Source organism: Tellurirhabdus rosea (assembly GCF_026278345.1).
GTDB lineage: Bacteria > Bacteroidota > Bacteroidia > Cytophagales > Spirosomataceae > Tellurirhabdus > Tellurirhabdus rosea.
Genome location: NZ_CP111085.1, coordinates 1,540,732 through 1,553,153, shown reverse-complemented (window position 1 = coordinate 1,553,153; position 12,422 = coordinate 1,540,732). Strand labels below are relative to the sequence as shown.

12 protein-coding genes are annotated in these 12,422 nt (G+C 56.7%); 2 read left to right on the top strand and 10 right to left on the bottom strand.

The window, feature by feature from the left end; translation table 11 throughout:
• Position 1: 1 nt before the first annotated feature.
• The 5 genes from ORG26_RS06490 to ORG26_RS06470 all read right to left on the bottom strand — a co-directional run bounded on the left by ORG26_RS06490 (position 2) and on the right by ORG26_RS06470 (position 5,368).
• Complete coding sequence (locus ORG26_RS06490; RefSeq protein WP_266367774.1) at positions 2-556, bottom strand: helix-turn-helix domain-containing protein; 555 nt, start codon at positions 554-556, stop codon at positions 2-4.
• 239 nt (positions 557-795) lie between these two features.
• Positions 796-2,172: a tRNA uridine-5-carboxymethylaminomethyl(34) synthesis GTPase MnmE gene (gene mnmE / locus ORG26_RS06485; RefSeq protein WP_266369337.1), complete on the bottom strand. Its 1,377-nt coding sequence runs from the start codon at positions 2,170-2,172 to the stop codon at positions 796-798.
• A gap of 88 nt (positions 2,173-2,260) precedes the next feature.
• Positions 2,261-3,247, bottom strand: coding sequence for an oxygenase MpaB family protein (locus tag ORG26_RS06480; RefSeq protein WP_266367772.1), 987 nt, complete (start codon positions 3,245-3,247; stop codon positions 2,261-2,263).
• A gap of 155 nt (positions 3,248-3,402) precedes the next feature.
• A complete protein-coding gene (locus ORG26_RS06475) occupies positions 3,403-3,906 on the bottom strand; it encodes a hypothetical protein (RefSeq protein WP_266367770.1) in 504 nt (167 codons plus the stop codon).
• 220 nt (positions 3,907-4,126) lie between these two features.
• Entirely contained in the window at positions 4,127-5,368 is a 1,242-nt protein-coding gene (locus ORG26_RS06470; protein ID WP_266367768.1) for an ABC transporter permease, read from the bottom strand.
• 262 nt (positions 5,369-5,630) lie between these two features.
• Here ORG26_RS06470 and ggt point away from each other — a divergent pair, with 262 nt between their 5' ends.
• Complete coding sequence (gene ggt / locus ORG26_RS06465) at positions 5,631-7,400, top strand: gamma-glutamyltransferase (protein WP_266367766.1); 1,770 nt, start codon at positions 5,631-5,633, stop codon at positions 7,398-7,400.
• Between the two features lie 166 nt (positions 7,401-7,566).
• On the top strand, positions 7,567-8,178 hold the full coding sequence (locus ORG26_RS06460) for a DUF6624 domain-containing protein (protein ID WP_266367764.1): 612 nt from the start codon (positions 7,567-7,569) through the stop codon (positions 8,176-8,178).
• A 101-nt stretch (positions 8,179-8,279) separates the two neighbouring features.
• On the opposite strand, the gene ORG26_RS06455 is transcribed toward ORG26_RS06460, so the two are convergent.
• The 5 genes from ORG26_RS06455 to phhA form a co-directional block, all read right to left on the bottom strand.
• On the bottom strand, positions 8,280-8,639 hold the full coding sequence (locus tag ORG26_RS06455) for a DUF1801 domain-containing protein (RefSeq protein WP_266367762.1): 360 nt from the start codon (positions 8,637-8,639) through the stop codon (positions 8,280-8,282).
• A gap of 93 nt (positions 8,640-8,732) precedes the next feature.
• Positions 8,733-9,617, bottom strand: coding sequence for a flavin reductase family protein (locus ORG26_RS06450; protein WP_266367760.1), 885 nt, complete (start codon positions 9,615-9,617; stop codon positions 8,733-8,735).
• Positions 9,618-9,790: 173 nt separating this feature from the next.
• The gene (gene fahA / locus ORG26_RS06445; RefSeq protein ID WP_266367758.1) at positions 9,791-10,975 is read right to left on the bottom strand and encodes a fumarylacetoacetase; all 1,185 of its coding nucleotides are present in this window, start codon (positions 10,973-10,975) and stop codon (positions 9,791-9,793) included.
• A gap of 143 nt (positions 10,976-11,118) precedes the next feature.
• The gene (locus tag ORG26_RS06440; RefSeq protein WP_266367756.1) at positions 11,119-11,556 is read right to left on the bottom strand and encodes a MarR family winged helix-turn-helix transcriptional regulator; all 438 of its coding nucleotides are present in this window, start codon (positions 11,554-11,556) and stop codon (positions 11,119-11,121) included.
• Positions 11,557-11,661: 105 nt separating this feature from the next.
• Positions 11,662-12,417 carry a phenylalanine 4-monooxygenase gene (gene phhA, locus ORG26_RS06435; protein ID WP_407704827.1) on the bottom strand — a complete coding sequence of 252 codons (756 nt, stop codon included), beginning with the start codon at positions 12,415-12,417 and terminating at the stop codon, positions 11,662-11,664.
• Positions 12,418-12,422 lie beyond the last annotated feature (5 nt).

The following is a 12,422-nucleotide window of genomic DNA, read 5'->3' as shown; positions in this document are numbered from 1 at the left end:
GTTAACTGTCTAATAGTGGTTCAATATCTGATTTTGCGATGTAGAGGAATTTTCCTCTGCGGTACTTAGGAATGTTGTGCCGCTTAATGAGAGAATAGAGCGTTTTGTCCGATACATTGAATTTCTCCCGCAATTCAGTTAGGCCGTAGCAATCTTCCAGTGCTGGTTCTGGTTGAGTTGCCTCTTGTCTTTGAAGGGGAATAGGAGTCTCGAACAATCGGTCAATGTCTGTCCGCCTGATGAGCGTCCGTCTGCCAACCTTCGCCGCTAGTAGCGTTTGGTTATTGATAGCTCTCCATAATGTCCAGCGACTAACGCCAAGTAGTTTACAGGCGTCCTGTATGCTGAGAAAGTCTTTCCCCTTCAATTCTTCAATAGGCCGCTGTATGATAGCCTTCGTTTCTTCATTGCTGGCTTCGACCTTCCCTTCCCGCTTTTTGACCTTATAGAACCGTTTGGCGCACTGATCGCTGCAACAGCGGGTAACCGTTGTTCTGGCTTCAAACTGTTTTCCGCAATACTGACAGATACGTGTTAGGCGAATTTTTGAACTCATCGTTGCAGTATGTTTGTCTATGTTGTTATACGTTGCTTTATGTTTCTATATGTTGCATAGTTTCGCCAAAAAATGGGCTACTTGTCGGTTAGTGGCCCATCAGGTACGACAAAGGTACACGAAACATACTAATTACGCCATTTTAAAGCGACTTGAAACTAAGTGAAGGAACGAAAAAAGCCCGCTTCGGCGAGCTTGAGACGGTTTTGTTAGTAATGCATAGTATGGGTTAGTATGGCTTATTTCCCGATACAAAACTTCGAAAAAATAGATCCCAGAATATCGTCTGTCACAATTTCTCCCGTCAGCTCGCCCAGATGCCGCAGGGCGTCGCGCAGGTCTATCGCCAGCCAGTCGGGGGTGACGCCGGAGTCGAGGCCGGTCAGCACGCGGGCGAGAGCGGCTTCGGTGCCGGTCAGGTGTTCGTAATGGCGGAGGTTGGTCACCACGGCGCTGCCGGTCGTGACCGACCGGTCGGTTTTTACCCGCTCGGCAAGCGCGTGGCGGAGGGCGTCGATGCGCTCGCCCTTCGCCGCCGAAATCCAGAGAATCCGCTCACCGGCCAGGGCTTCCCACTGCTGGCGCTGCGCTTCGCTGATCAGGTCCATTTTGTTGCCGACCAGCACGTACGGCTTTTCGTAGGTCCGCAGCTCGTCCACGGCAATCCGGAAGTCGTCGGACGAAATCCGGCCCGCGTCAAACAGGTACATAATCAGGGAGGCATCCCGCATTTTCTGTTGGGTCCGTTCCACCCCGATGGCCTCAATCGTGTCGGTGGTGTGACGCAGACCGGCCGTGTCAATGAGGCGGAACCGGATGCCGTCGATGAACAGTTCGTCTTCAATCACATCCCGCGTCGTGCCCGGAATATCCGAAACGATGGCCTTTTCTTCGTTCAGCAGGGCATTCAGCAGGGTTGACTTTCCGGCGTTGGGCTTCCCGGCAATGACCGTCGGAATCCCGTTCTTGATGGCGTTCCCGACCGAAAACGAATCGATCAGCGGCCTCAGCACGCGCTGAATGTCCAGAATGACGGCCCGTAACTGGTCGCGCTTGGCAAACTCGACGTCTTCCTCGCCAAAATCCAGTTCGAGCTCGATGAGCGCCGCAAAGTCGATAAGCTGCTGACGGAGCGCCTTGAGTTGTTTGGAGAAACCGCCCCGCAACTGCGTCAGGGCCGCCCGGTGGGTCGCCTCCGAATCCGCCGCAATCAGGTCGGCCACGGCTTCGGCCTGGACCAGGTCGAACTGCCCGTTCAGGAACGCACGCTGGGTAAATTCGCCGGGCTGCGCCATCCGGACGCCTTCCTTCAGCAACAGCCGCAGAATCTGCCGGATGATGTAATCGGACCCGTGGCAGGAAATTTCGACCGCATCTTCCTTCGTGAAAGACGACGGCGTCCGGAAAACCGAGATGAGCACTTCGTCCACCAGCGTGTCGTTCTGGTCGCGAATGGTGCCGAAATGAAGCGTATGGGAAGCCTGTTGGGTAAGATCTTTTCCGCGAAAAATCCGGTTCGTGCGCTCAATGGCACCTTCCCCCGACACCCGAATCACGGCAATGGCCCCAATCCCAGGCGCTGTAGCCAGAGCAGCGATGGGTTCCTGTTGTAGAATGGACAATGCGTTAACGTTTAAGGTTCAACGTTTAAGGTTTAACGTACCCTCGTGGCACTCAACGGCGTTACACGTTAAACGTTACACCTTAAACGAATCTGAAAATAGGCAGCGAACGGGCCAGTTCCACGAGTCGCTTTTCGAGCTGGACTGCGGGAACGCCAAGGAGGTCGGCCTGTTCGTCGCCGAGGAAGAAACGCATCTGGGCGGCCGGGAGGTTCCGTAGGGTGGGGGGCGCCAGCGATTCGATGGCCTGAAGCAGCGATTTGGTCAGACCGTGGCCCTGCTCCGAAGCGGCAAACTGCCGGGAAGCAATGGCCTTGTCGAGGTGAAAGGCTTCGCGCAGGTTCCGGGGCAGGAGTTCTTCGGCCACGCCGAGCAGGTAACCCACCACGTTCAGGTGATGGAGATAGGCTTCTTCGTCCGCCTCCGTCGTCGCGATACCCGATTTTCGCAGCCCCCGGATGACAATGTAAGAGAACGCGCCGTTCGTTCCGGCCATGTCTTCCTGATTGACCGGATAGCCCCAGGTGGTGTTCCACTGGCCGCTGTGCAGGGTGAACCAGCGAATCGCGGCATGCATGAGGCGAATTTTCAGGGAATACTGAATGGCCCGCCCGTTTTCCCAGTTCCGTTTCCGGGTAACCGAAAAAATCCAATCGCCCGTTTCCTCCAGCCGCTTCCGGGTGTCGCTGTGGATGCGCTGCGAGAGCCAGAGCACCCGCGCGCCGTCGGCACCGAGGTAGCAGTAGGGCAGGGAGTAGCACCCAAGCGTGAGGGCGATGGCGGGCGTGTTTTTCTCGAAAAAACGCATGCCCTGTTCCATCCGCCGGGAATCGGCCCAGTCGGGCAAATGGTGGTAGTCGCTGAAAAACTGCCGGACGGACTCGGGCTGCGCACTCGTGTCGAAATTTTTCGTATCGCCCAGCCAGCTCATCAGCGTTCGGACGGCCCCGATGCCCATCTGTTCGCCTATCGCGGCAATTACGGCATCGGCCGGCGCATCGCCGAGCTGCCGGTAACGGGTCAGGAGTTCGTCAGAAAATACGCGAGCTGGTTTGACGGTCTGGAGCATAAAAAAGCCGTTCTGCTTAGGAGAGAACGGCTTGTAGATGATTTTGGTTTGCCGGGACCTTGTAAAAGAAAAGCTGGTTCTTTGCGATATGTCATTTTCCCAGAACAAATGCCATTTCTCGCAGAAATGGCATTTGTCTGAAAAAAAGACAACTTCTACAGGGCGTTGGTAGAGTCGTAAACCGCGCCGTCCTGCGGCTGGATTGGTTGGGCAGGCTGCGTCTGCTCATTGTCCTGCGGGAGAGGCTGGGGAGTCGGCTGCGGATAGGACTGACCCGGATAGCCGTACCGATTGGGCGTATCCACAAGGTCAACCGAGGTGACAAAATATTTGGTTTCGCCGTTCCAGGGGAGTTTAAAGATCTTTTCCTCGTAATGCAGCGTCACCCGCTGGCCCGAACGAATGGCCTGGTTGATGCGATTCGCCACGGAGTCATTTTTTACCGAAAAATCAAAGTACTGCGGTGTCAGCGAACCGGTTTCGCCCGAGAAGCCACCGACGTTCAGCACGCCTTCGTATGTCTTGAAAAGGTAGCCCCGGCGGCTGAATTTCGAAATGGTGCCGGCCCGTTCGCCGTCGCTGTAACTCCAGCCCGTGAGCAGGTAAAAAATCCCGGCCAGGATGAGCAGGAAAACCAGAAAATAGGCAATGCCTCGCATAAGTCGTAGGGCAGATTAATGGTAGTACGTACAAATGAACAAAAGCGCAGCGGCTTTTCAAATGTCTAACCGGTATCCGAAAGGCTTTGTTGGTAAATTTTTGTTTAGGAGGTCAAGGTTGGGGGTTTAGAGTTTATAGTTTAGGGTTTATAGTTAGGGCTTGCCAGCAAATTCAGACCTGGCGAAGCAACTATAAAGCCTAAACTATAAACCCTAGACATTACTTCGACCGGATCGCGATTACCGGGTCCAGGCGTGCGGCGGACAGGGCTGGCAGAATGCCCGATACGATTCCGATGATGCTCGCTACGCCGAGTCCCAGCATGATGTTGGCCGTGGTCAGAACGACGTCGATGCTGCCTAACTGCATGAAAGACAGCAGGTAAACCAGGAAGATGCCCACGCCGCCGCCGATCAGGCTCAGAAACACGGCCTCAAACAGAAACTGGAACAGAATGACGTAGTTTTTGGCACCCAGCGACTTCTGAATACCGATCAGGTTAGTGCGCTCCTTTACCGATACGAACATGATGTTGGCGATGCCGAACCCGCCGACCAGAATGGAGAAGCTGCCGATCACCCAGCCCGCAATCGTCAGAACGGCAAAAATTCCGGAAATGGCGTTGGCCGCGGCCTCGGGGCGGTTGATGGCAAAATTGTCGTCCTGGAGCGGTTTCAGGCCCCGGCGGGTCCGCAGAAGCCCCCGAATTTCGTTCTCCATTTCCATCATGCCCTCGTCCCAGTCGTACCCCTTCACGGCAATGTCGATGCTCGGGTTGATGGAATGGTACATTTTGGCAAACGCCCCGATGGGAATGATGCACTTGGTGTCCGGATTGCCGCCAAAATTCAGCAGACTTTCGCCTTTGCGTTCCTGCACGCCGATTACGGTGTATTTCAGGCCGTTGATCTTGAACTCTTTGCCCACCGGAGTCTGATTCGGAAACAGCGTTTCGGCAATGTCGGCCCCGATGATCGCCACGTTTCGGGCGGCGTCAATTTCCTGCGAGGAGAAATAACGGCCCTGCGTCACCGGCACGTCCGAAATCTGGTTGTAGTCCAGCGTTGTGCCCTGAATCAGCGACCGGATGCTGTTGTTGCCGTTTTTGACGGTGATGTTGCCTTTGAAATCCATAGCCACCACGGCGCTGGCGTTTTCCAGTTTTTCCGACAGAAAGCGGTATTCTTTCATGTTGGGCTCGGGGCGCTGGAAATACTTCCACCACTGGTATTCGCCGCCGAAACCCCAGGGCCACTTCTGGACGTATACGACTTTGTCCCCGATAAAAGACAAACTTTCACGGATATTGCGCTCAAGGGAATCCACGATGGTGAAGACGGCGATAATGGCGAAAATGCCGATGGTCACGCCGAGTAGCGAGAGCGTCGTCCGGAGCAGGTTCGAGCGCAGCGCCTGCCACGCGAACCGGAAACTTTCGTAAGTCTGACGAAGGAATTTCAAGGGTTGACGGATTGATGGATTGAGGGAATGAAGGTAGGTAATTCCGGAGTGAAATTGGAAACGTTTGGGAGGGAAGTTCGATTCAAAAGGATGTTTGGTTTGTTTTTGTAGTTTAGTGGCTTATTGATGCCGCAACGTTAAGTCGTCGCATCTGTACATGCGGCACCTGCCAAACGACGCAAGGCGGAGCATGATTCCCGTCGTCGGCTGTGGCCGGTGCCAAACCAGAATACCTGAAACATACAACCTGTACGCCAATCTGATGAAACAATTCCTCTACCTGGCCCTGCTGCTGGCGGTGGCCTGCAAGACCAAGGCGCCCTCCACCGTTCGCGAAAGCACGGGCGTTTACCGCTACGACAATGAAACGGCCGCGACGGCGCGCACCAGTCAATACTATTCCGAAAAACCGCCGGTGCTCGCTCGCAACGGCATGGTCGCTTCGGCGCACCCGGAAGCGTCCCGAGTCGGCGCGGACATCCTGAAAGCGGGCGGCAATGCCGTGGATGCGGCGGTGGCCGTGCAGTTTGCGCTGGCGGTGGTGTATCCGGTGGCGGGCAATATCGGCGGCGGCGGTTTCATGGTGTACCGGGACAAAGACGGGCAGGCGTACACCCTTGATTTCCGCGAAAAAGCGCCCCAGAAGGCCCACAAGGACATGTACCTCGACGCGGCGGGCAACCCCATTCCCAACCTGAGCATCACGGGGCATCTGGCATCCGGCGTTCCCGGTTCGGTGGATGGCATGGTGGAGGCGCACCGGCGCTTTGGTCGGCTGACCTGGGCGCAGGTCCTTCAGCCGGCCGTTGACCTGGCCCGGCGCGGCGTGGTCCTGACCGAGCGAGAAGCCCTCGGCCTCAACCGCAACCGGGCTGTTTTTACGAAAGTCAATCCCGGAAAGCCGTATTTTATCAAAGCCGACTCGACCGAGTGGAAGACCGGCGAACGGCTCGTGCAGCCTGATCTGGCGGCCGTTCTGACCCGCATCCAGCAGCAGGGCCGGGCCGGTTTTTACGAGGGCGAAACGGCGCAATTGCTGGTTGCCGAAATGCAGCGCGGTGGCGGAATCATCACCGAAAACGACCTGAAAGAGTACCATTCCGCCTGGCGTGAGCCGCTGGTGGGCGATTACAAAACGTACCGGATCATCACCATGCCGCCCAGTTCGAGCGGCGGGGTGGCGCTGCTTCAGCTCATGCGGCTGGTGGAACCGTACCCGCTGAGCCGCTGGGGCTGGAATTCGGACTCGACCGTGCAGGTGATGATTGAGGCCGAACGCCGCGTGTACGCCGACCGGGCCAAATTTCTGGGTGACATTGATTTTGTTAAAGTGCCTGTGGCGCAGCTGATCGACCGGCAGTACCTCAAAAATCGCTGGGCGGATTTCAACTGGGCGAAGGCGACCGACAGCAAGGCCGTCAGCGGCGGGACGATTCCCGGTTACGAAAGCCTGGAAACGACCCATTTTTCGGTGGTCGATAAGGAAGGAAACGCCGTCTCGATCACCACGACGCTCAACGGCGGCTTCGGCAGCAAGGTCATTGTGGGCGGAGCGGGCTTTTTCATGAACAACGAGATGGACGATTTCAGCATCAAACCGGGCGTGCCCAACATGTTCGGGCTCATCGGCAACGCGGCCAACGCCATCGCTCCCGGCAAACGCATGCTGTCGTCCATGACCCCGACGATCGTGGAGCGGGACGGAAAGCTGTACATGGTGGTCGGGACGCCGGGAGGCTCCACCATCATCACGTCCGTGTTCCAGACCATTATGAACGTGCTGGAGCACGGCATGACCATGCAGCAGTCGGTCAACGCGCTCAAGTTTCACCACCAGTGGCTGCCCGACAAAACGACGTTCGAGACCGGCGCGTTTTCGGACCAAACGGTTCAGAAGCTGCAGGGCCGCGGCTATGCTCTCGAACGGCTGACCAATTCACTCGGCCGCATGGACTGCATTCTCGTCCGTCCGGATGGTACTCTGGAAGGAGCTTCGGACCCGCGGGCGGATAATACGTCGGTGGGATTTTGAAAAAGAGGTTCTCGCAGTTTGGCGGGTTTCTCGCAGATTGACGCAGATTTTAAGCGCAGATTCTCGCAGAATTGCTGCGCCAATCTGCGAGAAACCCGGCAAACTAATATTTCCAAACAAACCCTGATGCGCCCCTGTTTTTGGGATGGCAAACCAATTCCACGCCATGAAAAAGCTACTATTCTTCATTCCCATACTGACCCTGATGCTGCATCCGGCAGCCGCCCAGCGCAACCAGCGGACGGTAAACGCCGCCGAAGTCCGGAATCAACTGACCAAAATTTACGATAAGGACCAGAAGGAGCGGGCCCGGTACGACGAACTGGAACGCCAGTTTGGCTGGGGCGCCAAAGAGTCGCAGGATGCCCGGAACAAGATCAAAGAGATGGACCGCCAGCATCTGAAAGAAATCGAGCAGATCATTGAGCAGACCGGCAGTTATCCGGGCCGCGCGCTGGTCGGCCAGCCGCTGGACCAGGTGGCTTTTCTGATTATTCAGCACAGCACCGACCGCGCCGTGCACGAAAAATACCTGCCCATGATCACCGCCGCGGCGCAGAAAGGCGACATCGACAAAGCCAGCGCCGCCATCCTGACCGATCAGGTGAAAGTGCAGAAAGGCGAGAAGCAGGTCTACGGCACCCAGATCCGTGTCAACAACAGCGGGGAAAAGGAACTCTACCCGGTCGAAGACATGGCCAGCCTCAACCAGCGCCGCAAGGAAATGGACCTGGAACCGATGGAGGTGTATTTGAGGAAGATGGGCGTTAAGCAGTGAAAAGTTAAAAATTCAAAGTTAAAAGTAGGCGCTAAACAACACCTGGGTGGAGTCTATCGCAGCGGCGGACAGCTTTTAACTTTTAATTTTTAACTTTTAATTTAAAAACTGGCGTGCGTCCGGGCGGCTTCCAGTAATTGTCGGATTGAGGGATTTTGAGCGTCCTGGGTGGATTCGAGGCGGATGGTGCGCATCAGCTTGCCGGTTCCTTTGAGGAGGCCGTGCGGATCGGGGAGCTGGGTGCCGTAATGAAAGCCGAGGTTGATGCCCGTCGACAGCAGGGAGATGTAGCAGATTTCGTCGGTCATGCGCGGACTCCGGCCGTAGGCGATCGTCCGGTAGGTCGGGCGAAGTTCTTCGTGGGCATCCGGCAGAACGGTGCGGATCAACTGGCGAACGTGCAGGGTCAAATCCCTAACCTCCGGGTCAAGCTGGGCGAGAAAAGTATCCAGTGTATTCATACTTAGAGAGGTTGTTTACTGAAAAATAAGCATTGAAGCGGTAAAGTGCAACAATTCTTGATTTTCTACAATCTCTCTAGTTATCAACTGGCCTCAATGGATTTGGAGGAGAACCAGCCAGGCTTCCGCCACCTGGTTGCCGGCCAATAGCGTTTTGGCCCGCTGGTGCAGCAGGTCCGGCAGGTACTGGCAGCCGTTGCGGGCTTCGTCGAACAGCGCCCCGAGCACGCCGCTTTCCCGATATTGCTGCACTTCGTCGGCACCCGGCAGCGCCGTTACCGCGCCCAGCTTCCCAAGGTCGTTGCCGCTCAGAATCGTACTATTCCGAATGTTTTCCGGCAGCGCATCGACGCCGATGCCTTTCTGCGGACGGGCAACCTCAAACAGCGCCTCGCCCTGCGCGCGGGCGTAAAATTCGCCGCCCAGACGTCCTACCAGGTCGATTCGGTACGGGTCGATGGCGCCTTTTTCGTTGAAAATGGCCTCCTCGAAATGGGCCAGAATGACTTCACAAACGACCAGATTGGCCGATCCGGGTCCTTCGCCGATGGTGATGATGTCTTTGACGAGGCATTCGTACGCCGCCGGTGATTCCGCCACGCGGGGCGGTTTTATTTTTTCGGAAGGAACGGCCGTAAAGCCCGCTTTCCGGAACTCATCCACGCTCCGGTCGTACTCGGCACTCGCCAGCGACATCTGTTCCACCATCGCGTAATTGACCACGTTGATGACCACCTCCGGCACCTCTTCCACGTTCAGCAGGGAGTGTTTTTTGTGGCCGTGGCGGTTCAGATTCGGGGCAAAAACCAGCGTCGGCGGATTGGAGCCGAACACATTGAAAAAGCTGAACGGACTCAGGTTGACATTCCCGGCCGCATCCACGGTGCTGGCAAAGGCAATAGGCCGCGGCCCGACGGAGCCGATCAGCAGCCGGTGAAATTCAGGTTGGGACAAGTCGTTCGGAGAGATGGTTTTCATGCGTCAGCAGAAAGGGGGGAAGGAGAGTTTAGGGTTTAAAGTTTAGGGTTTAAAGTTTAGGGTTTATAGTTTGGGATTTATAGTTTATGGTTAGAAGGGTAATCTGCCGGGCAAGTTAACGAAGCCAGCGAAGCAACTATAAACCCTAAACCCTAACCTCCAACCTCAAATCTTTACCCGCCAATGGTTCCGGATACTTCGCCAAGTTCGATGCGCTGATCGCCGCTGACGGCCATGCCGCGCATGATGACCGTGTCGCCGTCCTGCAGGAAGGTGCGGGTTGTGCCGTCGGGCAGGGTGAGCGGCTGTTTGCCGTTCCAGGTCAGTTCGAGCAGGGAGCCGTAGCTGTTGGGTTCGGTGCCCGAAATGGTGCCCGTCGCCAGAATATCTCCCGTATTGAGGTTGCAGCCGTTGACGGTATGGTGCGCAATCATCTGCGCGGGGCTCCAGTACAGATGACGGGTGTTGCTGCGGCTGATGATGGTTTCCTCGCTGCCCGGCCCGCTCAGCGCCACTTCGAGGTCGATGCCGAAATGCGTTTGGCCGGATGTCCGCAGGTACGGCAGCGGGGTCGGTTCCTGCACCGGACCTTCCACCCGAAACGGCTCGAACGCTTCCATCGGAACGACCCAGGCTGAAATGGACGAACCGAAGTTTTTGCCCAGAAACGGCCCCAGCGGCTGGTACTCCCAGCGCTGGATGTCGCGCGCCGACCAGTCGTTGAACAGCACGAAGCCGAAAATGTGATCTTCCGCCAGTTCGACCGGCACGGGCTGGCCCAGAACGGAGGGCTTGCCGATCACGATGCCGAGTTCCAGCTCAAAGTCGAGGGCTTTGGAAGGGCCGAAAACGGGCTGCTGGTCCGGCCCCGGAAACTGCCCCTGCGGACGGCGAATCGGCGTTCCGGAAACGACGATGGACGACGCCCGGCCGTGGTAAGCCACCGGGAGATGCCGGTAATTGGGCAGCAGCGGGTCGCCCTCCGGCCGGAACATCCTGCCGACGTTGGTGGCGTGATGGATACCGGCGTAGAAATCCGTGTAATCCCCCACCCGAACCGGCAGATGCATCTGCACCCGCGACCGGTGAATAAATACCTGGTTGTGAACGGCCTCCAGTTTGGCGTCCGGGTGCGTAAGCAGTTCGATGATGTGGTCGCGTACGGCCCGCTGAACGGCCTTGTCGAGCGCCATGAAATCGTTCAGAACGGGTTTGGCAAAAACCGCCGGGTCGAGCGGCAGGTCGTTGAAGAAGCCCAGCAGACCCACAATTTCGAGGTCCAGAATGTGTTCGTCCACCAGGACGCCCACGCGCGGACTGGCAATATCGTAGCTGAAAATTCCGTAGGGAAGCGTCATAGTGAATCATGAACCGCGGCGGACCGAAATGAAATGATGAATAATGAACTGCGGCGGGGACCGCCATGAGGACTCCGCTTTAATCAAGTCCACCTTCATCATTCATTTTCCATTGCAATCCGCCGCGGTTCATTCTTTTGCCGTTATTCATTAAAGTTGTTATAAATCGAATCCATGATTCGCACAAAATGCTGGTAGTCCTCTTCGCTGAGGTCGCCCCAGCCGCGGCGGCGGATTTCAACGACCACCGGCAGCACCTCGCCGTATTTCTGCTCCCCCGCCTCGGTGAGGTGAATGAGAAACTTGCGGCGGTCGTCTTCGGCCGTGCGCCGTTCGACCAGCGATTTTTTGACCAGCAGATCGATGATGCGGGTAACGGTCGGGGCGTCCTTGGTGGTCAGGTCGGCCAGGGTGTTCTGGCTGATGCCGGGGTTGCGGGCAATATGGTCGATGACGACCCACTGGTCCACCGTCAGGTCAAACCCTTCATCGTTGAAACGCTTCTGGAGGGCGTTCCGAATCTTTTTAATGGTCGTATCAATCTTGAAAAAGTAAGCTCGCTGGTCAGACGGATGCGTCATAAAGGCTTCGGCGGTTGAAGACGCAAGTTAATCAGGAACTTGTATTCAGCGGAGTTAACAGAGTAAGCGGTGCCTAATCTGAGTGTCCGCCCGGTTCCGGGTCTTCTACGTCACCAGCAATTCTTCCAGCTTCGCCTCAATTTCGGAGACCGAATGAAATAGCTGCTCGTACGACTGGATCACAAAGTACCGTTCCTGAAAACGGTCGATGATGTAGGGCGTTTTCAGCAGCGTTTCGACCGCGTACGGAATCCGGTCGGGCAGGTTGCTTTCCAGCGCGTAGACCGTTTCGCCGGGTGACGACAGAATGCCGCCTCCGTAAATCCGCAGCCGTCCGCGGCCCGAACCTTCCGGCTCCTGAATCAGCCCGAATTCAACCGTATACCAGTACAGCCGGGCGATCATCTCGATGGCCTCCGGATGGTCTACGTGTCCAAGCGCAATCCGGCTGAGGGCCGCCAGAAAATCACAGAAATGCTGGTTGGTCAGTATGGGAACGTGGCCGAAGGTGTCGTGAAACATGTCCGGCTCGGGCAGGTAATCCAGCTGGTCGCGGCGGCGCACCCAGGTCGTCGCCGGAAAATTACGGTTGGCCATGAGTTCGAAAAACTCCCGGTTCGGAATCAGTCCGGGCACCGCCGCCACCCGCCAGCCCGTCAGGGGCAGGAGCCGCGGATTCAGGTCGCGCTCAAAATCCGGAATGCGGGCGTTCGGAAAACCCGTCGCCACGATACCATCCATATAGGCCTGACTGGCCCGGCCTGGAAGCCGCTCCATCTGCCTTTCGAACAGGATTCTCCACGTTTCCTGCTCCTCGTCCGTGTATTTGGAATAATCCTGAAGCATATCAATTGGGTGAATGAGTG

Bases quoted from the DNA above. Each gene is read 5' to 3' on its own strand.
- ORG26_RS06490 (WP_266367774.1), bottom strand. From the start codon at position 556: ATGAGTTCAAAAATTCGCCTAACACGTATCTGTCAGTATTGCGGAAAA.
- ORG26_RS06480 (WP_266367772.1), bottom strand. From the start codon at position 3,247: ATGCTCCAGACCGTCAAACCAGCTCGCGTATTTTCTGACGAACTCCTG.
- ORG26_RS06475 (WP_266367770.1), bottom strand. From the start codon at position 3,906: ATGCGAGGCATTGCCTATTTTCTGGTTTTCCTGCTCATCCTGGCCGGG.
- ggt (WP_266367766.1), top strand. From the start codon at position 5,631: ATGAAACAATTCCTCTACCTGGCCCTGCTGCTGGCGGTGGCCTGCAAG.
- ORG26_RS06460 (WP_266367764.1), top strand. From the start codon at position 7,567: ATGAAAAAGCTACTATTCTTCATTCCCATACTGACCCTGATGCTGCAT.
- ORG26_RS06455 (WP_266367762.1), bottom strand. From the start codon at position 8,639: ATGAATACACTGGATACTTTTCTCGCCCAGCTTGACCCGGAGGTTAGG.
- ORG26_RS06450 (WP_266367760.1), bottom strand. From the start codon at position 9,617: ATGAAAACCATCTCTCCGAACGACTTGTCCCAACCTGAATTTCACCGG.
- fahA (WP_266367758.1), bottom strand. From the start codon at position 10,975: ATGACGCTTCCCTACGGAATTTTCAGCTACGATATTGCCAGTCCGCGC.
- ORG26_RS06440 (WP_266367756.1), bottom strand. From the start codon at position 11,556: ATGACGCATCCGTCTGACCAGCGAGCTTACTTTTTCAAGATTGATACG.